Raw genomic sequence first — 17,621 nt, 5'->3', positions numbered from 1 at the left:
CATGAACACCACATCGACGCTTGAGAACCTGAAGGCGCAGCGCACCGTCCGGCTGACGACCTACCGCAAGGACGGCACGCCGGTCGGGACGCCAGTGAACATCGTCGTCCGCGGCGACCACGCCTACTTCCGCACCTACGACAAGGCGTTCAAGACCAAGCGGCTGGCACGCAACCCCGAGGTGGAGATCGCGCCGAGCACCTTCAAGGGCGAGGCCACCGGTCCGGAGACGCACGGCCGCGTCCGGCTGCTCAGCGAGGAGGAGTCGAAGCCGATCCGCAGGCTGCTGGCGCGCAAGCACCCGTTCCTGCAGGGGTTCGCGGTGCCGCTCTTCCACAAGGTGAAGCGCTACCGGACGCTGCACTACGAGGTCACGATCGACGAGGGCTGACCGTGCAGTGCGGGCACGGGCCCGCGACGAGCCCGCGCCCGCCGTCGTTCGGGACGAGGTCCATGCGCAGCCTGCCGCAGGCGCACCGCGTCCAGACGACGATGCCGTCGCTGGTGAGGTGCCGGGACACGAGGGTGTTCTGGTTCGTCATGGCACCAGTCTGCGGCCCGTCGAACGTTGCCGTCCATTTCAGATTTGCGCACTAGATCGTGCAATATGGTTGCATGATTGATCTGCGGCGGTTGCACATGCTCCGGCTCGTCCACCAGTACGGTACGGTCACGTCCGCGGCGGACGCGCTGCACCTGACCCCGTCGGCGGTCTCGCACCAGCTGCGCGAGCTGGCGCGGGAGCTGAAGGTGCCGCTGCTGGAGCCGCAGGGCCGCAAGGTGCGGCTGACCCCGGCCGCGCACCTGCTGGTCGAGCACGCCGACGGGCTCCTCGCCAAGTGGGAGGAGACCCTCGCCGACCTGGAGTCGCACCGCGCCGGCGCCGCCGGGCCGCTGCGGATGTGCGGGTTCACGACCGCGGTCGGCGGGCTCATCGCCCCGGCCGCCGGCGCCCTGCTGCGGGACGACCCGGGCCTCACGGTCGAGATCCGCGAGTGCGACACCGACGTGGCGGTGGGGCTGCTCGCCGCGGGCGAGACCGACATCGCGGTCATCGAACCCACCCCGGAGGCGCCGCCGCCCGGCGACCCGCGCTTCGACCGGGGGCCGCTGCTGGAGGAGGCGCTCGACCTCATCGTCCCGGCCGGGCACCCGCTCGCGTCCCGCGCCGGGGTCCGGCTGGAGGACGCCGCGGACGAGCCCTGGATCAGCGTCGAGCCCGAGCAGTGCGCCCACCACCAGCAGGTCATGACCTACTGCGCCGCCGCCGGCTTCACGCCCCGCATCGCCCACCACGCCACCACCTGGTCGGTGATCTGGGCGCTGGTCGCCAACGGCCTCGGCGTGTCCCTCGTGCCGCGGCTGGCGGGCGGGCCGTCCGACCAGCCGGTCGTGCGCGTCCCGCTGGGCGGCGACGGCGTTCCGAGGCGGCGCGTGCTGACCTGTGTGCGGCGCGGCAGCCGCGGCAACCCGCTGATCGCCCGCGGCCTCCAGGCCCTGCGCGACGCGGTCCCGGACCGCTGCGTCCTCGCCGCCGCCTGAGCCCGCTACTCGGTGGAGACCGCCTGCAGGACGTCCATCCGGGCGGCGCGGCGGGCGGGCCACACGGCGGCGAGGACGCCGATCAGCGCCGCCGCCGCGACGCACACGGCGAGCCGCGCGCCGGGGATCGCGAGGACCTCCATGCCGCCGTCGCCCTCGGCCATCGCGCGCTGCAGGACGATCCCGAGCAGCACGCCGGCGCCGACGCCGAGCAGCGCGCCGAACAGGGAGACGGCGACCGCCTCGTAGCGGATCATGCGGCGGATCTCGCGGCGCTGCATGCCGAGGGCGCGGAGCATGCCGATCTCGCGGGTCCGCTCCGTCACCGCCAGCGCGAGCGTGCAGGTCCCGGTCGCCGTCCCAGGCCACGCCCGTCTGCGGTTCGGCCCCGACGATCGCGCCGCGCCGGTCGACGACGGCGGCGAACAGCTCGGCTGCGCCAACCGCACCCAGGCCGGCCTCCTCGCCCGCGACGCCGGCCTGGGCTGAGCCCGGCGGTCGCGCGCCGGGGGACGCGGGTCACGCGCCGGGGGACAGGGGCGGGCCGGGCCGCCGGGAACGCCGCACCCCGAACGCCAGCAGCACCGCGCGCACGACCCAGACGGCCAGTGCGATCTGCAGGACCACGAGGAACCCCGTGCCCGGCCCGGCCGTGAAGGCCAGCACCAGGAACACCCCGAGCAGGACCGGGAACGCCGGGAAGGGCGGCCTCCCGTGCCGGTGCCGCCGGGCGGCCATGTGCCGGTGCCGGCGGTGCCAGGCGGGATGCCCCGGGCCGCCGAACATGACCGCCATCCCCTGATCCAGGGACGGGGTCTTCGGCGGCTCGGGCAGCCCGGTGGGGGCCGGCAGGTCCTTGACGAGGGCGCGCAGGTCCCCGCGCGTCCTGGCGGACAGGACGGCGTCCAGCCGCCCGTCCAGCTCGCCGCGGTCCAGCCGCCCCTCGGCGAAGTGGTCGTGCAGGGCGACCATGACCGCGTCCCGCTCGGCGTCGCCGACGCGGATCTCGTCGTGCCGTGCCATCTCTACTCCTCGTCGCGGGCCGTCGGGCCCGCGTCGTCGGTGCCGGGGGTGTCGTCGGGGTCGTGGGCGAGGTCGTCGGCCAGGATCCGGTACAGGCTCCGGCGGGCGTCCGACAGGACGTCCTTGGCCTGGGCGACCTGCTCGGGGGAACCGGAGTGGACGATCTGCATCACCGCGGCCCCCGTCTGCGCGGCCTGCTTGAACAGCTCCGGGACGCCCTCGCCGAACTCCGGGGTCATCTCCGCCCACGGCTCGGCGAGCCGGTCGGCGTTCTCCTCGGCGTAGGCGCGGCCCTCGTCGGTCAGGCGGAAGGTGCGCCGCCCGCCGGACTCGTCGCCGACGATCAGGCCCTCGTCCGCGAGCTGCTGGAGCGCCGGGTAGACCGCGCCGGGGCTCGGCTTCCACGCCCCGTCGCTGCGCTCGTGGATCTCCTGGATGATCTGGTAGCCGTTGCGCGGCTCCTCGGCCAGCAGGACCAGGATCGCCGCGCGGACGTTCCCCTTGCGCGCCTTCGGGCCCCTGCCCCAGGGCCCGCCGCGTCCCCCCGCCCAGGGCGGCCGGGGGCCGGGGCCGGGCCCGAAGCCGCCGGGCGGGCCCCAGGGGCCGGGGCCGCCGCCGAACAGCGCGCCGAAGTTCGGGAAGTCGCCGCCGCGTCCCCAGGGGCCGCGTCCGTGCATGTGTCCCAGGTTCTTCACCACCTTCTGAGATCTCTCTAAGAGCTCTCGCGATACGACAACGATATATCGAAGACGTCCGAACGGGCCAGATGGTTCCGGGAGATTTCCGGCGGACGGGGCGGGTCCCTCGCGGCGGGCCGGGCGTGATCCCCGAATACCGGCATCGCCGTCTGATTTGGCGAATCTGTGGGTACCACCCGGGGCGAGGGGGACTATGGGCACACACGAGGCGGTGACCGCGCCGGACGCGGTGCTGGCACCGGACGCGGCGGGCAGCGGTCCGCGCGCAAGGCCGCGCGTGCGGAACGAGCTCGCGCTCGGCCTGGCGCTGTTCGTGCTGTACTCGCTGGTGACGATGCTGCCCGAGCAGGCGAGGGAGAAGGCCGCCCGCGACCACGGGGAGTCGCTGTACGCCCTGGAGCGGGCGCTCCACCTCGACGTCGAACCGGCTCTCAACCACTGGCTGGCCGACCAGCCGGTCTTGCGGGTGCTGGCCAACTACGAGTACGCGATCACCTACATCGCGAGCGCGCTGGCCCTGCTGACCTGGTTATTCCTCCGGCACCCCGAGCGGTACCGGACGGCCCGCAACGCCTTCGTCATGCTCAACCTCGGCGGGCTGGCCTGCTTCGCGCTGTACCCCGTCATGCCGCCGCGGCTGATGCCCGACCTCGGGTTCATCGACACCGTCGCCGAGGGCCGCACCTGGGGGTCGTGGGGCTCGCCGCTGGTCGAGCACGCCGACCGGTTCGCCGCCGTCCCGTCCCTGCACATGGCCTGGACGCTGTGGGTCGGCGTCGAGCTCGCCCGCGTCAACGCGAAACGCTGGGTCCAGGGCGTGAACGCCCTGCACATCATCGTGACCCTCTACGTCATCCTGGCGACCGCGAACCACTACCTGCTGGACGCCGTCGCCGCGATCCCGTTCGTCGTCGTCCCGGTGTACCTCGCCGAGCGCATCGCCCGCCCGCCGGCGCCGCGCGTGCAGGGGCCCGACGCGTTCTTCCTGGCCGTGGAGACGCCCGAGGCCCCGCAGCAGGCCGGCGGCGTCATCATGCTCGACACCTCGCGGGCCGGCGTCGGCCGCGACGACCTCGTCCGGGTGATCAGGAGCCGGCTGGACGGGCTGCCCCGGTTCCGGCAGCGGCTCGTCCGGCGGGGCCGCTGGCGCCGCCCCGTCTGGCGCGACCACGACCCCGTCGACTGGGAGTGGCACGTCGAGGAGCGGCGCGTCGACGGCATGGCCGGGCTGCGCGCCGAGGTCGCCCGGATCCAGTCCGAGCCGCTGCCGCCGGACCGGCCGCCGTGGCGCATGGCCGTCCTGAAGGGCGCCGAACCCGGCCGCACCGCCGTCGTGTACCTGATGCACCACGTCGTCGCGGACGGCGTCGGCATCGTCGCGCAGGCGATGTACCTGATGGAGCCGCCGCCCGAACCCGTCGCCGGGCCCCCGCGCGCGCCGTTCCGCAAGGCGCTCGCGACCGTGGTCGGGCTCGGCCAGCTCGCGACCGCCGTGACGCGGCCCGAGCGGCTGCCCTCCGCCGGGACGTCCGAGCGCCGGTACAGCACGATGGCCCTGCCGCTGGGCGCGGTGCGCGACGTCGCCCGCCGCCACGGCACCCGCGTCACCGACGTGGTGCTGTGCGCGGTCGCGGGCGCGCTGAACCGGGTCGTCAGCGAGGACGACGGGCGGCCCGGGAGCTGCCGCGTCGCGGTCCCGCTGATGATGCGCCCGCCGGGCAGCGCGATGGTCGGCAACCACACCACCGCCGTGATGGTCGACCTGCCGATCGGGAAGATGGCCGAGACCGAGCGGCTCGCCGTGATCGCCGAGCGCGGCCGGGTGCTGCGGTCGGGGACGCGGGCGCAGGCCGCGTGGTTCGTCATGTGGCAGGCGGGACGGCTGATGCCGGTCCCGCTGCACGCCCGGTTCGCCCGGATGTCCTACAGCGGCCGTTTCCTGCAGGGCACCGTGTCGAGCCTTCCCGGCCCCGACCGGCAGCTGCGGCTCGCGGGGGCGCCGCTCACCGCGGTGTACCCGATCGTCCCGCTCGCGCCCGGCACGCCGCTGGCGATCGCGGGCCTCGGCGTCGACCGCGACCTGTGCTTCGGGCTCTCGGCCGACCCCGGCCTCACCGACGACGCCGACGCCCTCATGGACGCCGTCCGCGACGTGATCGACGAGCTCCGCGACACCTGACCCGGCGCCGAGATCCTGGTGGCCCTCATCCGGCACGCGCTGGAACGCGGCACGGCGCCGTCGCCGCCCGGCTCAGACGCTCCGCATGGCGCGCAGTGACGCGCGCCGTCGAACCGGCATGCCGGTGACGATCAGACGCTCCGCATGGCGCGTATCGACTCCTTGAGCGAGCCCATCGTCGCGAACACGGCGGTGGGCTCGTAGCCGCAGTGGGCCATGCAGTTCGCGCAGCGGTCGTCGCGCCCCCGCCCGTAGGCGTCCCAGTCGGTCGTGTCCAGAAGCTCCTGGTAGGTGTCGACGTAGCCGTCGTCCATCAGGTAGCAGGGCCGCTGCCAGCCCTTCAGCGAGTACGACGGGATCGCCCACGCCGTGCACGGGAAGTCGACCTTCCCTTCGAGGAAGTCCAGGAACAGCGGCGAGTGGTTGAACCGCCAGCGTTTGCGCCGGCCGTCCGCGAACGTCTTGCGGAACAGGTCCCGGGTCTCCTGGACGCCGAGGAAGTGGTCCTGGTCCGGTGCCTTCTCGTACGCGTACGCCGGCGAGATCATCATCTGGTCGACGCGCAGCTCGTCGTTCAGGTAGTCGAGCACGTCGATGACGGTCTGCGGGGTGTCGGTGTTGAACACGGTCGTGTTCGTCGTGACGCGGAACCCGCGCTCCCGGCACATCCGGATCGCCTCGACGGCCTGGTCGAACACGCCCTCCTTGCACACGGACGCGTCGTGCCGCTCCCGCAGCCCGTCGATGTGCACGGCCCACGCGAAGTACCGCGACGGCCGGAACGCGTCGATCTTCTTCGGGATCAGCGCCGCGTTCGTGCACAGGAACACGTACCGCTTCATCCTCACCAGCTCGGCGACCATCTCGCCGATCTGCGGGTGCATCAGCGGCTCGCCGCCCGCGATCGACACCATCGGCGCCCCGCACTCGCGGATCGCCGCGACCGCCTGCTCGACCGGCATCCGCCGCTTCAGCACGTCCGCCGGATGCTGGATCTTCCCGCAGCCCGCGCAGGCCAGGTTGCAGGCGTACAGCGGCTCCAGCTCGACGATCAGCGGGTACCTGCGCCGTCCCGCCAGCCGGTTGCGCAGGACGTACCCGCCGACGCGCAGGCTCTGGCGCACTGGCATCGCCATGTTCTAGATCCCTTCCGGGTCGCGGTGCCCGCGGTCGGCGGCGCCGGGCCGTGCCGGGGACGGGCCGGCTCCGTTCACGTAGCGGCCGAGCGCCGACAGCGGGAAGACCAGGCGGTACAGGTGGTAGTTGATGTAGAAGTCGCCGGGGAAGCCGGTGCCGGTGAAGTGGTCCTCGTCCCACGTCCCGTCCGGCCGCTGGCGGTCGACGAGCCAGCGGATCCCGCGCTCGACGGACGGGCCGCGCTCCCCGGCCGCGAGCAGCGCCAGCAGCGCCCACGCGGTCTGGGACGGGGTGGACGCGCCGTGCCCGACCCACGACCGGTCCCGGTAGGAGCGCAGGTCCTCGCCCCAGCCGCCGTCGTCGCGCTGGTGGCGCTCCAGCCAGCCGACCGCGTCCCGGATCACCGGCTTCTCCGGCCGGACGCCCGCCTCGATCAGCGCGGGCACGACGGCGCCCGTCCCGTACACGTGGTTGGCGCCCCACCGGCCGAACCACGAGCCGTCCGGCTCCTGCGCCTTCAGCAGCCAGACGACGGCCCGCTTCACCAGCAGCGAGTCCGCCATGCCGCGGCGGGCCATCGCCTCCACGACGTGCGCGGTGACGTCGGCGGACGGCGGGTCGATCACCTCGCCGAAGTCGCAGAACGGCAGCCTGCGGCACAGCGCGCGGGTGTTGTCGGCGTCGAACGCGCCGAACCCGCCGTCCCTCGACACCATCCCGGCCAGCCAGCGCACGCCGCGCTCGATCGCCGGCTCCGCCCGCGGGTGCCGGACGCGGTCCAGCGCGATGACCACCTCGGCGGTGTCGTCGGTGTCGGGGTAGCAGTCGTTGTCGAACTCGAACGCCCAGCCGCCCGGGGGCAGGCCGGGCCGCCCGACCGACCAGTCGCCGGGCCCCCGCACCTCCTCGCCGATCACCCACTCGGCGGCCCGCTCCAGGGCCGGGTGCCCGGCGGGCAGGCCCGCGTCGGCCAGCGCGTTCATCGCGAGCGCGGTGTCCCAGACGGGGGACTGGCAGGCCTCCAGCCGCCGCCCCCGCTCGTCCCGGATCGTGAAGCCCTCGAGGCCGTCCAGCCCCCGCCGGACCACCGGGTGGTCGAGGCCGTAGCCGAGCAGGTGCAGCGCGAGCAGCGAGTACACCCACGGCGGCTGGATCCCGCCCCACGAGCCGTCCCGCTCCTGCCGCGCGATGATCCACTCGGCGGCGCGGCGGAGCGCGGCCCTCCGCACGGCCTTGAGCGGGCGCCGCTCGTACACGTGCAGCGCCCTGTCGAGCGCCTCGAACGCCTCCCCCCATCCGGGCAGGCGCCGCCCGCGGGGCCGCGGGACGCCGTGGTCCGGGTACAGCTCGTCCAGCGCGAACGGCAGCGGCCGGACGGGACGCAGCGCGCCCACCACGGTCAGCGGGACGATCGTCTGCCGCGCCCAGCACGCCCAGTCGTAGACGTTCAGCGGGAACCAGCGCGGCAGGAACATCATCTCCGGCGGCAGCACCGGCAGCTCGTCCCACGGCCAGCGGCCGAACATCGCCAGCCAGAACCGGGTGAAGACGCGGGTGGCCGGGATGCCGCCCTCGCCGCGGATGTAGGCGGCGGCGCGGACCATGTGGCCCGCGTCGGGGAGGTCCCCGGCGAGCCGGAGCGCGACGTACGCCTCGGTGGTGGTGGACAGGTCCGGCGGGCCGTCGTGGAAGTTCGCCCAGGTGCCGTCGGGCGCCTGCTGCGACCTGATCCAGCGGGCCGCCTCGGCGGTGTCCTCGCCGGTGCGGATGCCGAGGAACTCGCGCAGCAGCAGGTCCTCGGCGTCCATGGTCACGTTGGTCTGGAGCTCGCCCTTCCACCACCCCTCGGGGGACTGGAGGCCGAGCAGGTGCTCGCGCGCGGCGTCCAGTGCCTGCGCGGCCGTCCTGATCGTGGTGGTTTCCAGGGCTGGTTCTGTGACTGGTTCTGTGGTCGTCATCAGTGATCCCGGCAGGTGACGAAGTCGGCGATGTGCAGGAACTCGGCGCGGACGGGGTCGGGCAGCCGCACCGACAGCAGGTGCTCGGCGGCCCGCTGGATGCGGCTCTCGGCCTCGAGCTCGGCCCAGGCACGCCCGCCCGCGGCCTCCACGAGCGCGGCCGTCTCGGCCAGGTCGTCCTCGGACGGGTCCGGCCGCGCGTACAGGTCCGCGAGCCGCGCCGCCTCCGGGGTCCCGGAGTTCAGCGCGGCGACGACCGGCAGCGACATCTTGCGGGACCGCAGGTCCGACAGCGCGGGCTTGCCGGTGGTCTCCGGATCGCCCCAGATGCCGAGGAGGTCGTCCACGAGCTGGAACGCGATGCCGAGGTCCTCGCCGAACGCCTGCAGCGCGGCGCACAGCTTCTCGGACGCGCCGTCCAGCACGGCCCCGATCGCGCAGGAGCACGCCAGCAGCGCGGCCGTCTTGCCGGACGCCATGGCGACGCACTCGTCCACGCCGATCTGCCGGCGCGTCTCGAAGTCCATGTCGAGGGACTGGCCGGCGATGAGGCGGCGGGTCGCGGTGGACAGCGCGTGCGCCGCCCGCGCCGAGCCCTGGGCGGGAGCCTCCAGCAGCACCTCGGCCGCGAGGGCGAGCAGCGCGTCGCCGGCCAGGATCGCCGACGCCTCGCCGAACACCGTCCACGCCGCCGGACGGTGCCGGCGCGTCCGGTCGCGGTCCATGATGTCGTCGTGCAGGAGCGAGAACGCGTGGGTCAGCTCGACGGCGACCGCTCCCGGCAGGGCGCTCTCCGGCGGCGCCACGGCGGCGCGGGCGGACAGCAGCGCCAGCGCCGGGCGCAGCGCCTTCCCCGCCGGCTCCTTGCGCGGGCGACCCTCCTCGTCGGTCCAGCCGAGGTGGTAGGCGGCGACCCGGTACGTGCGCGGGTCGAGGCGGCCGACCGCGGCGCGCAGCGCCCCGTCGACGAGCTCGCGGACGTCGGTGAGCGAGACCGGCACGGTGGTCATCGGACGCTCACCCTCTCCTCGGCCCGGTGCGTGCTCCGCAGGTAGCGGCGGACCAGGTGGGCGGCGGTGAGACCGCTGCGCACCGCGCCCTCCATCGTGTCCGGCCAGCCCGTGGCGGTCCACGCGCCGGCCAGGAACAGGCCCGGCGCGCGCGTCACCGGCCCGGGCCGGACGGCGGCGGTGCCGGGGCGCTGCCGGAACGTGGCGCGCCGCTCCCGCGTCACGAACAGCTCCTGGACCTCGGCGTCCCACGCGGCGGGCAGCAGCCGCCGCAGTTCCGGCACGAGCCGCGAGCGGATCCGGGCGGTCGGCATGTCGATCCAGCGGTCGGCCGCCGACAGCGAGATCGCGAGGTACTGGCCGCGGCGCAGCCCGCTCACCGCCGTCCGGTCGAAGACCCACTGGACGGGCGAGCCCACTGCGGCGGCGAAAAGGTCGTTCCGCGGGGTGTCGGGGGTCGTCCCCCCACGCGAGGACGGGAAGTCCATGATCTTGCGGTCGTAGACGACGTGGACGTTGACGATCGGGCTCGCGTCCAGCTCGGCCCAGCGCAGCGGGTCCGGCAGCGCCTGCGCGGGCAGCAGCCGCGCCGCCGCCTCGTGCGGCACCGCCATGATCACCGCGTCGGCCGCGATCGGCGTCCCGTCCACCACCACCTTCGGGTCGGTGGTGACGGCCTCGACCTTGGCCTTCAGCCGCACCGTCCCGCCCATCTCGGCGATCCGCCGCAGCGCCGGGCCGCCGTGCAGCTCCTCCAGCGGGACGAGCGGCAGCCCGATGTCGGCGGCGTCGGCGCGGCCGAACAGCGCCCGCCGGCACACCATCGCCGACAGCCCCAGCGCCGCCTCGTCCACCTCGGCGTTCAGCGCGGACGTGATGAACAGCCCCCACAGCGCGTCCCGCGCCCACGGCCGCTGCCCGTGCTGCGCCAGCCACGCCCCCGCCGACAGCGTGTCGAGCGCGGGATCGGCGGGATCGAGGCGCCGCATCGCCGCCGCGGCGCGCACCGCGCGGAGCCGGTCGGCGGCCGACAGCGGCGCGTACCCGGCCAGCGCCGGCAGCAGGTGCAGCGGGCTCGGCAGCGGCGACCGCCGCAGCCGCGCCGGTTCAGCCCCCGCCCGCAGGACCGGGACGTCGAACCTGTCCTGGACGTCGACGAGATGGTCGGCGCGCAGCCTGCGCAGCAGCCCCTGGTACGCCGAGCAGCACCGCAGGAACACGTGCTGGCCGTTGTCGACGCTCAGATCGCCCCGCGTGAACGAGTGCGTTGCGCCGCCCAGCCACGGCCGGGACTCCACGAGCGTGACCGGCACGCCCGACTCCTGGAGCGCGATCGCGGCGCTGATGCCGGCGAGCCCTCCTCCGACGATGACGACGCTCACCTGCCCACCCCCAGGGCTCCGGCGGCGCTCACCGCTCCACTCCCGACAGCGCGCGGGCCGCCACGACGGCCTTCTGCCAGGTGGGCAGCGAGGCCCGCGTGTTCAGCGCGAGATGCGGGCGCTCGGCGATGTTCTCCAGCAGCCGCCGGTAGATGCCGGCCATCGCCGCCGTGCACGCCGCGCTGCGCCGGTCCAGCAGCGGCAGGAGGCGCAGCCCCTCGGCGTACCAGGCCCGCGCCCGCTCCGCCTGGAAGCCGATCAGCTCGTTCAGCCGCCACGGCGGGTCGACGAACGCGCCCGACTCGTCCAGCTCCAGCGTGCAGCCGAACCGGGCCAGGTCCTCCGCAGGGATGTAGGTCCGCCCGGCCAGCCGGTCCTCGCGCAGGTCGCGCAGGATGTTCGTGAGCTGGAGCGCGACGCCGAGCGAGTCCGCGAGCCCCTCGGCCCGCTGCCGGCCGTCCGACCCGAACACGCCGAGCGACAGCCGCCCGACCGTCCCGGCGACCCGCTGGCAGTACCGCAGCAGGTCGTCGAACGTCCGGTAGTCGGCGCCCCGGACGTCGTTCTCGCAGCCGTCGATCAGCTCCTCGAACGCCTCCAGCGGGATCGGGTAGCGGCTCGCCGCGTCCGCCAGCGCCGTGAGCACCGGATGGCCCTCCAGCGCCCGGACGTCCAGCCGCCGCCGCAGCACCTCCTGCACGGTCGCGAGCCGCTGCCGCGACCGGTCCAGCAGGTCGAGCCGCACGCACGCCGGCTCCGGCCCGTCCCCGATGTCGTCGATGCCCCGCGCGAACGCGTAGATCGCGCTCATCGCCCTCCGCTTCGGGGCCGGCATCAGCCGGATCCCGTAGGCGAAGTTGCGGGCCTCGTCGCGCACGACCCGCTCGCAGTGCCGGTACGCCTCGGCAACCCGCTCGGAACGCTCGCAAGCCTCCGAAACCGTCATCGCCCTCTCCCTCCAAGAGCGCGCGCCCAGCGGGCCGGCAGCGCGGCCCGCCGCGGGCGCAGCGGATGCGCGAGCACGTCGAACCGCCCGCGTTCCAGAGCCGACAGCGCCGAGCGCCCCCCGGCCACGTAGCCGGAGACGGCGAACCGCGCCCACCCGGTCAGCTCCGCCATCAGCGGCCCGGCGCCCCCGTCCAGCAGGTCGCGGGCACGCCGGGCCTGCAGCGCCAGGACGCCGCGCAGCCGCGTCGGCGTCACCCGGCGCGCCAGGTCGTCCTCGGCGCAGCCGAACCGCCGCAGGTCCTCGCCGGGCAGGTAGATCCGCCCGTTGCGGTAGTCCTGCCCGGCGTCCTGGCAGTGCTCGATGATCTGCAGCGCCGTGCAGACGTCGTCGGACGCCGCCTCCAGCCGCGGCGTGTGCGCGCGGAACACGCGCAGCACGATCCGTCCCACGGGCGCTGCCGACAGGGTGCAGTACCCCTTCAGGTCCTCGAACGTGTCGTACCGGTGGACGGTCTGGTCCTGCCGGTTGGCCTGGACGAGGTCGCGGAACGGCTCCTCCGGGATCCGGTGCGCGTGCACCGTCCGCGCCAGCCGCCTTAACTGCGGCAGGGCCGGCGTCCGTCCGGCGAACACGCGGTCCAGGTCGTCGTCCACGAGGCCGAGCAGCTTCGGCCGCTGCTCCGCCGGCGCCTCGTCGCCGATGTCGTCGACGAGCCGCGCGAAGCCGTACACGGCCCGCAGGTCGGCGCGGTGCCGGGCCGGGAGCAGCCGCGCGGCCACCGGGAAGTTCTCCCGTGCCGCGAGCCGGTCCAGCGCGCGGTCGTGCTCCTCGGCGCTCCAGGACGGTTCAATGATCACCTAGTGGAGATCGGCAGGTACGGCACGAGAGAAACTCTGGCCGAGGTATGGACTTATTTAAACGATGCGTGTCCCGGGCCTGAACAGGTCCAGGATCCGGCGTCGCCATCACCGGGCCTTGTGCGGGCGCGCGACTCGCCGGCGGGCGACCCGCGGGCGACCCGCGGGCGGCCTGGCCTCGGGTCATGCCGAACCACGAGCGTGAGACAAGCGCTGGGAGTACTGGGGCATCGTCACGCCCCGGCACGTGTTCGTCGACGGGCGGCTCCACAAGATCGGCGGAGAGCTCGACTGGAGCTATGACCGGGCTGACTGGCTTCACTCCTGGACGATCCGGGGGCGGCGGGGCGCGGCCGAGTTCCGTCCTTTCCATGAGCGGGTCGCGCGGACGGAACTCGGCGTTCGTCGGCACCGAGACCCACCAGTGCTTCGGCCATTTCAGCGGGCGTGTCCGTGTCGACGACGGGACTTGGATCGGCTTCGACGGCCTTACGGGGTGGGCGGAGGAGTGCCGCCAGCGTTGGTGAATCCCTTGCCGCGTCGGGGCTTGCGTCCATCTTAGAATCGAGTTCTAATTTGGGTCCGGGTGCGGGGTTCGGCTCCGTGCCCGGCTCGGGGGGTTGCCAGAAGCGCCATGCTGAAAGGGGGCCCTGTGAGGCTCACCGGCATCTCCCTGATCGCGTCCGCTCTCCTTCTCGCCGGGGCCGCCCCGGCCGTGGCCCAGCCCGCGGGGGCCCAGCCTGCCGGGGCCCAGCCTGCCGGGGCGCAGCAGCGTGCTGCGGAGCCGTCCGCCGTCGTGCGCACTGACCGTGGTCTGGTGCGCGGCCAACTGCAAACGGGCTACCGGCTGTTCCAGGGCATCCCGTATGCGGCGCCGCCGACGGAGAGCCTGCGCTGGAGACCGCCGCAGCCGGTACGGCCGTGGCAGGGCATCTACGACGCGACCTCCCCGCGCGGCCAGTGCGCGCAACTCGCCCCGCCCTACGGCGGCGACACCACCTACGGCGAAGACTGCCTGTACCTCAACGTGACCACCCCCGCCCGCGCACCTCGGGGGCACGGGCTGCCGGTCATGGTGTGGGTCCACGGCGGCGGCAACATGACCGGGAGCGGCAGCGCCTACAACGCGGCCAAGCTCGCGGTGGACGGCGACGTCGTGGTCGTCACCATCAACTACCGCCTCGGACCTCTCGGCTGGCTCGCGCACCCCGGCCTGGAGAACGGCGCCGACCGGCGCTACCAGGCAGGCAATTACGGACTGCTCGACCAGCAGGCCGCGTTGCGCTGGGTGCAGCGCAACGCCCGAGCTTTTGGTGGGAATCCCCGGAATGTGACGTTGTTCGGGGAGTCCGCGGGCGCCGCCGACTCCTGCGCGAACCTCACCTCGCCGTCCGCCGCCGGACTGTTCCACAAGGTGATTTCGGAAAGCTTCAGCTGCGTCACTCCCATCCGGACCGAAGCCTCGGCAGAGGCCGACGCGGTCTCGCTCGCGAAGGCCGTGGGGTGTGACCAGGGCTCGCCGGCAGAGAACGCTGCATGCTTGCGGGGCGTCCCCGTCAAGACGCTGCTGGAGACATTCGAGGAGGCGGGGATGAGCGCGGGACCCGTCGCAGGCGGCGACCGCGTGCTGCCACTGCAACCCGCGAAGGCCATCGAGCAGGGGCGCTTCAACCGGGTGCCGGTGATGCACGGCAATACGCTGGACGAGATGCGGCTGTACGTCTCGTTGTTCTACCCGCAGCCCATCACGGAGGCGCAGTACGAGAGCATCGTCCGCTCGACGTACGGCGACGCCGCCGACGCTGTGCTCGCGCGGTATCCGGCGCGGAACTACTCCGATCCTCGAATCGCGCTGGCCACCATCCAGACCGACGCAGGCGGCGCGCTCTCCACCTGCCTGCATCAAGACGCGTTCCAGATGCTCGAACGTGCCGGCGTCCCGGTTTACGCGTACCAGTTCGCCGACCGCGCGGCGCCGCCGCTCATCGACGTCCCCGGATTCGACGAGGGCGCCGAACACGCCACCGAGCTGACCTACCTGTTCCCGGGACTGCTCGGCGAACTCGACCCGCAGCAGCAGCAGCTCTCCGATGCGATGGTCGGCTACTGGACGTCCTTCGCCTGGAACGGCAAGCCGAAGGCGCGGCACGCGCCGCAATGGCCGCGCTTCCGGTCACCGGGCGATGTGTTGTCGCTGGCGCCGGGGGCCGGTGGCATTCACCGCACCGACACCACCCGGGCCAGTAAGTGCTCGTTCTGGGACTCCCTCTGAGCACGGTCCGCCGGCTCGGTTAGCCGAGGCGTTCGGTGAGGTGGACGGTGACCTGGTCGCCTTCCTCCTTGCCGAGCGCCTCACGGGTCTCCGCCTTCACGGCGAGTTTGTGGTTGCCGTCGCCCAGTGCCATGAAGGAGCCCTGGAACGGGTGCCCGTCGATGGTCCCCTTCACTTTCACCAGGCCGCGGGTCCCGAAGAACTCAGCCGACTCCGGCCAGACGACGTAGGTCCAACCGCCCTTGGCGGGACTCTTCCGCAGGATCTCGGTGAATTCCTTGTCGAGCGGCGTGCTTTTCATGCTCTTGGGCTGTGCTGCCACGGTGCGTCCTTCCCGCGCGCCGGCCCCGCCTCTGCCAGGGCCTCTTACTAGCGAGACCACGCTGGACGGCAGAACTCATCGGTGCCGGCTGGACGTCGACGACGACTCGCGAGTCTCAACGTTCCCGGACGGCGTAGGTCAGGTGCGTCACCCTGGGGGAGTGCTCCGTCCGGATCGGTTCCAGGGCCACGCGGCCCGCGTCCACGCCCTCGAACAGGCTGACTCCGGAGCCGAACAGCACGGGCGAGAGCGCGATCGAGAACTCGTCGACCAGGCCGGCGTTGACGTACTGCAGGATCGTCGCGCCCCCGCCTGCGATGCGGACGTCCCGGTCGCCGGCGGCCTGGCGGGCCTGGTCGAGCGCGGCCTCGATGCCGTCGTTGACGAAGTGGAAGGTGGTCCCGCCCGGCCGGTGCCACGGGTCGCGCTTCTCGTGCGTCACGACGAAGACCGGCGTCTGGAACGGCGCCTCCTCCGGCCACCCCTGCTCGCCGGCGTCGAACATGCGCTTACCCATCACGCTGGCGCCGGTGCGCTCGAACGTCTCGCGCACGATGTCGTTGTCGCGGCCTTCCTCGCCGCCCTCGCCCAGCTTCAGATTCTCCCGCATGAAACGCAGCGGGAACACCCACGCCTGCAGTTCCATCCATTGCTTCATCCATTGCCGCCCCATCACTTCGTCGGAGGGGTCGGGCGCGATGAAACCGTCCAGCGTCATCGAGACGCTGAAGAATACCTTTCCGGCCATCAGCTCTCATCTCCCGCTTGGAGAATTTCGGTGATGTAGGCGGCGAGGTTGTTCAGGGTCTGTCGGCCGCCCTCGATCGCGTGGTATTTCTCGACCGCCTCGTCGCGCAGTTCCTTGGTGGGGAACACAGTGCGCATCTGGATCCGAGTCGCCGCGCCGTCGGGCGTGAACGTCAGGACGGACCCGAAGGCGTTCGGGTCGTCGCTGGACTCGCCGTGCAGCATCGCGATCCGCTCGGGCGCTGTGATCTCGGTCCAGGAGATCCACTCCTGGTAGTCCGTCCCGTCCGGGCCGTGCATGACGAAGTCCCACACCCCGCCGACGCGGAACTCGAACGCCCGCGTGGTGGTGGTGAACCCCTCAGGTCCCCACCACTGCGACAGGTGGCGGACTTCGGTGAACGCCTCGAACACCAGCTCCCGCGGGGCATCGATGACCCTGGAGACCACGACCTCGCGGTCGGCCGTCGCCACCTTGGATTCTGCGGCTGCCATATGTCACTCCTCCTGCTTCGCCTGTTTGAGGTCCTGCACGTAGGCGTCCAGCCGGTCAAAGCTCTCGTTCCAGAACTGCTCGAACCCGCCGGTCCACTCGTGGACCGGTCGCAGTCCGCGGGCGTCCAGGCCGTACAGGCGCTGCTTGCCCGCCCTGCGGTCCCGTACCAGCCCGACCTCCCGGAGCACCCGCAGGTGCTTGGACGCCCCCGGCTGGGTCATGCCCAGCTCCCGCGCCAGCTCGGTCACCGGCAGCTCGCCCGCCCGCAGCAGGACCAGGATCTCCCGGCGCTGCGGCTCGGCGATCGCGTTGAACACGTCCGAGGTCGTCGCTGCTCGTGCCATGACCGTCATCATATGCTCATATGGGCATGCGTCAAGCGGCTGGCTGGACCGGAGGTGTCGCTGGGGTGATCGCGGCTCCCGGCTCCCTGCCATAGTGGGCGCATGCTCCCCGGCTCCCAGATACGCAAGCTGAACCGGCTCGAACGAAAGGTCGACAGGCTTGAGCAGAAATGCGATGTGGCTAGCTTGGCGAACTTTCTGGGGCACGACAATGTCCTTGTCTACAGTCGGGCCCGCGAGGCTCTAGAAAGGATCGCCGGAGATACGGGGATCGATCCGCTGCTCCCTGTTCTTGGCCATCCGATCGGGGCCGTCCGTGCTGAGATCAGCAGAATGCTGGGCAAGATCGGTGATCCTCGCGCTGTGCCGGCACTCGTTCCGCTGCTCGTCGAAACAGGCGGGATCCATGGCAAGAACGGCCGCGCCACCAGATTTTCCAGCAACGAGACGATCAGTTCCATCACCGCCGGGGCACTGGGACGGATCGGGGACACTTCCGCAAAGGACGCGCTGATCGGTGCGCTTGCCGACGGTGAGTTCCCAGGATTGCGCGAACCGCTGTTGGGTGCACTTGTGGCGCAGGGCTGATGCGTTCTCAGGTGCTGAGATGAGCCGGTAGACCGGCAGGCCATCGGCAGGCGGCACCCGGGGTTGTGAACGACGAACGCGGTCCCCGATGATCTTGGGTGTCTAAGCCAGTCGATC

General features: G+C 72.7%; 21 protein-coding genes and 1 pseudogene. 8 read left to right on the top strand and 14 right to left on the bottom strand.

Annotated features, from left to right (window positions below):
* Window position 1: 1 nt before the first annotated feature.
* The gene (locus tag ABGB11_RS35135; protein ID WP_347639800.1) at window positions 2–391 is read left to right on the top strand and encodes a PPOX class F420-dependent oxidoreductase; all 390 of its coding nucleotides are present in this window, start codon (window positions 2–4) and stop codon (window positions 389–391) included.
* Here ABGB11_RS35135 and ABGB11_RS35130 read toward each other — a convergent pair.
* Window positions 372–542: a hypothetical protein gene (locus ABGB11_RS35130; RefSeq protein WP_347639799.1), complete on the bottom strand. Its 171-nt coding sequence runs from the start codon at window positions 540–542 to the stop codon at window positions 372–374. The genes ABGB11_RS35135 and ABGB11_RS35130 overlap by 20 nt on opposite strands.
* A 73-nt stretch (window positions 543–615) precedes the next feature.
* On the opposite strand from ABGB11_RS35130, the gene ABGB11_RS35125 reads away from it, so the two are divergent.
* Window positions 616–1,542 (top strand): LysR family transcriptional regulator, encoded by a 927-nt coding sequence (locus ABGB11_RS35125; protein WP_347639798.1) that lies wholly within the window; start codon window positions 616–618, stop codon window positions 1,540–1,542.
* Window positions 1,543–1,547: 5 nt separating this feature from the next.
* Here ABGB11_RS35125 and ABGB11_RS35120 read toward each other — a convergent pair whose 3' ends face one another.
* Complete coding sequence (locus tag ABGB11_RS35120; protein WP_347639797.1) at window positions 1,548–1,868, bottom strand: ABC transporter permease; 321 nt, start codon at window positions 1,866–1,868, stop codon at window positions 1,548–1,550.
* Here ABGB11_RS35120 and ABGB11_RS35115 point away from each other — a divergent pair.
* Window positions 1,840–2,031, top strand: a complete 192-nt coding sequence (locus ABGB11_RS35115; protein ID WP_347639796.1) for a hypothetical protein — start codon at window positions 1,840–1,842, stop codon at window positions 2,029–2,031. The genes ABGB11_RS35120 and ABGB11_RS35115 overlap by 29 nt on opposite strands.
* 30 nt (window positions 2,032–2,061) lie before the next feature.
* On the opposite strand, the gene ABGB11_RS35110 is transcribed toward ABGB11_RS35115, so the two are convergent.
* Together ABGB11_RS35110 and ABGB11_RS35105 are read right to left on the bottom strand one after the other, a co-directional pair.
* Window positions 2,062–2,565 carry a DUF1707 domain-containing protein gene (locus tag ABGB11_RS35110; RefSeq protein ID WP_347639795.1) on the bottom strand — a complete coding sequence of 168 codons (504 nt, stop codon included), beginning with the start codon at window positions 2,563–2,565 and terminating at the stop codon, window positions 2,062–2,064.
* A 2-nt stretch (window positions 2,566–2,567) separates the two neighbouring features.
* Window positions 2,568–3,242 carry a PadR family transcriptional regulator gene (locus ABGB11_RS35105; RefSeq protein WP_347639794.1) on the bottom strand — a complete coding sequence of 225 codons (675 nt, stop codon included), beginning with the start codon at window positions 3,240–3,242 and terminating at the stop codon, window positions 2,568–2,570.
* 214 nt (window positions 3,243–3,456) lie between these two features.
* Here ABGB11_RS35105 and ABGB11_RS35100 point away from each other — a divergent pair, with 214 nt between their 5' ends.
* Entirely contained in the window at window positions 3,457–5,442 is a 1,986-nt protein-coding gene (locus ABGB11_RS35100) for a phosphatase PAP2 family protein (protein WP_347639793.1), read from the top strand.
* A 131-nt stretch (window positions 5,443–5,573) separates the two neighbouring features.
* On the opposite strand, the gene hpnH is transcribed toward ABGB11_RS35100, so the two are convergent.
* From hpnH to hpnC, 6 genes are read right to left on the bottom strand one after another with little or no spacing between them, the layout of a single operon-like run.
* Window positions 5,574–6,578 carry an adenosyl-hopene transferase HpnH gene (gene hpnH / locus ABGB11_RS35095; RefSeq protein ID WP_347639792.1) on the bottom strand — a complete coding sequence of 335 codons (1,005 nt, stop codon included), beginning with the start codon at window positions 6,576–6,578 and terminating at the stop codon, window positions 5,574–5,576.
* Window positions 6,579–6,581: 3 nt separating this feature from the next.
* Entirely contained in the window at window positions 6,582–8,537 is a 1,956-nt protein-coding gene (gene shc / locus ABGB11_RS35090) for a squalene--hopene cyclase (protein ID WP_347639791.1), read from the bottom strand.
* Entirely contained in the window at window positions 8,537–9,547 is a 1,011-nt protein-coding gene (locus ABGB11_RS35085) for a polyprenyl synthetase family protein (RefSeq protein ID WP_347639790.1), read from the bottom strand. The genes shc and ABGB11_RS35085 overlap by 1 nt, the downstream gene beginning before the upstream one ends.
* Window positions 9,544–10,929 carry a hydroxysqualene dehydroxylase HpnE gene (hpnE, locus tag ABGB11_RS35080; RefSeq protein ID WP_347639789.1) on the bottom strand — a complete coding sequence of 462 codons (1,386 nt, stop codon included), beginning with the start codon at window positions 10,927–10,929 and terminating at the stop codon, window positions 9,544–9,546. Before hpnE ends, ABGB11_RS35085 begins: the two co-directional genes overlap by 4 nt.
* 28 nt (window positions 10,930–10,957) lie before the next feature.
* On the bottom strand, window positions 10,958–11,875 hold the full coding sequence (gene hpnD, locus ABGB11_RS35075) for a presqualene diphosphate synthase HpnD (protein WP_347639788.1): 918 nt from the start codon (window positions 11,873–11,875) through the stop codon (window positions 10,958–10,960).
* Window positions 11,872–12,735 (bottom strand): squalene synthase HpnC, encoded by an 864-nt coding sequence (hpnC, locus tag ABGB11_RS35070; RefSeq protein WP_347639787.1) that lies wholly within the window; start codon window positions 12,733–12,735, stop codon window positions 11,872–11,874. Before hpnC ends, hpnD begins: the two co-directional genes overlap by 4 nt.
* 247 nt (window positions 12,736–12,982) lie before the next feature.
* Between hpnC and ABGB11_RS35065 the strand changes: the two are divergent.
* The 3 genes and pseudogenes from ABGB11_RS35065 to ABGB11_RS35055 form a co-directional block, all read left to right on the top strand.
* A pseudogene (locus ABGB11_RS35065) lies at window positions 12,983–13,081 on the top strand (DUF2804 family protein); the annotation flags it as partial.
* Entirely contained in the window at window positions 13,035–13,262 is a 228-nt protein-coding gene (locus ABGB11_RS35060) for a DUF2804 family protein (RefSeq protein WP_347639786.1), read from the top strand. The pseudogene ABGB11_RS35065 and the gene ABGB11_RS35060, both read left to right, overlap by 47 nt.
* A 125-nt stretch (window positions 13,263–13,387) precedes the next feature.
* Window positions 13,388–15,007, top strand: coding sequence for a carboxylesterase family protein (locus tag ABGB11_RS35055; RefSeq protein WP_347639785.1), 1,620 nt, complete (start codon window positions 13,388–13,390; stop codon window positions 15,005–15,007).
* A gap of 19 nt (window positions 15,008–15,026) precedes the next feature.
* On the opposite strand, the gene ABGB11_RS35050 is transcribed toward ABGB11_RS35055, so the two are convergent.
* The 4 genes from ABGB11_RS35050 to ABGB11_RS35035 all read right to left on the bottom strand — a co-directional run bounded on the left by ABGB11_RS35050 (window position 15,027) and on the right by ABGB11_RS35035 (window position 16,916).
* On the bottom strand, window positions 15,027–15,329 hold the full coding sequence (locus tag ABGB11_RS35050) for a DUF1905 domain-containing protein (protein ID WP_347639784.1): 303 nt from the start codon (window positions 15,327–15,329) through the stop codon (window positions 15,027–15,029).
* A 115-nt stretch (window positions 15,330–15,444) separates the two neighbouring features.
* Window positions 15,445–16,077 (bottom strand): dihydrofolate reductase family protein, encoded by a 633-nt coding sequence (locus tag ABGB11_RS35045; protein ID WP_347639783.1) that lies wholly within the window; start codon window positions 16,075–16,077, stop codon window positions 15,445–15,447.
* Window positions 16,077–16,571 (bottom strand): SRPBCC family protein, encoded by a 495-nt coding sequence (locus ABGB11_RS35040; RefSeq protein ID WP_347639782.1) that lies wholly within the window; start codon window positions 16,569–16,571, stop codon window positions 16,077–16,079. The genes ABGB11_RS35045 and ABGB11_RS35040 overlap by 1 nt, the downstream gene beginning before the upstream one ends.
* Window positions 16,572–16,574: 3 nt before the next feature.
* Entirely contained in the window at window positions 16,575–16,916 is a 342-nt protein-coding gene (locus ABGB11_RS35035; protein ID WP_347639781.1) for a metalloregulator ArsR/SmtB family transcription factor, read from the bottom strand.
* A gap of 102 nt (window positions 16,917–17,018) precedes the next feature.
* Between ABGB11_RS35035 and ABGB11_RS35030 the strand changes: the two genes are divergently transcribed.
* The gene (locus ABGB11_RS35030) at window positions 17,019–17,504 is read left to right on the top strand and encodes a HEAT repeat domain-containing protein (RefSeq protein ID WP_347639780.1); all 486 of its coding nucleotides are present in this window, start codon (window positions 17,019–17,021) and stop codon (window positions 17,502–17,504) included.
* Window positions 17,505–17,621 lie beyond the last annotated feature (117 nt).

Source organism: Actinomadura sp. B10D3 (assembly GCF_039871695.1).
Taxonomy (GTDB): domain Bacteria; phylum Actinomycetota; class Actinomycetes; order Streptosporangiales; family Streptosporangiaceae; genus Spirillospora; species Spirillospora madurae.
The sequence above is the reverse complement of the archived record's forward strand: the minus strand, read 5'-3'. Positions and strand labels throughout refer to the sequence as shown.

Bases quoted from the DNA above. Each gene is read 5' to 3' on its own strand.
- ABGB11_RS35060 (WP_347639786.1), top strand. From the start codon at position 13,035: ATGACCGGGCTGACTGGCTTCACTCCTGGACGATCCGGGGGCGGCGGG.
- ABGB11_RS35115 (WP_347639796.1), top strand. From the start codon at position 1,840: ATGCCGATCTCGCGGGTCCGCTCCGTCACCGCCAGCGCGAGCGTGCAG.
- hpnD (WP_347639788.1), bottom strand. From the start codon at position 11,875: ATGACGGTTTCGGAGGCTTGCGAGCGTTCCGAGCGGGTTGCCGAGGCG.
- ABGB11_RS35105 (WP_347639794.1), bottom strand. From the start codon at position 3,242: ATGCACGGACGCGGCCCCTGGGGACGCGGCGGCGACTTCCCGAACTTC.
- ABGB11_RS35130 (WP_347639799.1), bottom strand. From the start codon at position 542: ATGACGAACCAGAACACCCTCGTGTCCCGGCACCTCACCAGCGACGGC.
- shc (WP_347639791.1), bottom strand. From the start codon at position 8,537: ATGACGACCACAGAACCAGTCACAGAACCAGCCCTGGAAACCACCACG.
- ABGB11_RS35135 (WP_347639800.1), top strand. From the start codon at position 2: ATGAACACCACATCGACGCTTGAGAACCTGAAGGCGCAGCGCACCGTC.
- ABGB11_RS35100 (WP_347639793.1), top strand. From the start codon at position 3,457: ATGGGCACACACGAGGCGGTGACCGCGCCGGACGCGGTGCTGGCACCG.
- ABGB11_RS35110 (WP_347639795.1), bottom strand. From the start codon at position 2,565: ATGGCACGGCACGACGAGATCCGCGTCGGCGACGCCGAGCGGGACGCG.
- ABGB11_RS35040 (WP_347639782.1), bottom strand. From the start codon at position 16,571: ATGGCAGCCGCAGAATCCAAGGTGGCGACGGCCGACCGCGAGGTCGTG.
- ABGB11_RS35030 (WP_347639780.1), top strand. From the start codon at position 17,019: ATGCTCCCCGGCTCCCAGATACGCAAGCTGAACCGGCTCGAACGAAAG.
- ABGB11_RS35035 (WP_347639781.1), bottom strand. From the start codon at position 16,916: ATGGCACGAGCAGCGACGACCTCGGACGTGTTCAACGCGATCGCCGAG.
- ABGB11_RS35045 (WP_347639783.1), bottom strand. From the start codon at position 16,077: ATGGCCGGAAAGGTATTCTTCAGCGTCTCGATGACGCTGGACGGTTTC.
- ABGB11_RS35125 (WP_347639798.1), top strand. From the start codon at position 616: ATGATTGATCTGCGGCGGTTGCACATGCTCCGGCTCGTCCACCAGTAC.
- hpnH (WP_347639792.1), bottom strand. From the start codon at position 6,578: ATGGCGATGCCAGTGCGCCAGAGCCTGCGCGTCGGCGGGTACGTCCTG.
- ABGB11_RS35085 (WP_347639790.1), bottom strand. From the start codon at position 9,547: ATGACCACCGTGCCGGTCTCGCTCACCGACGTCCGCGAGCTCGTCGAC.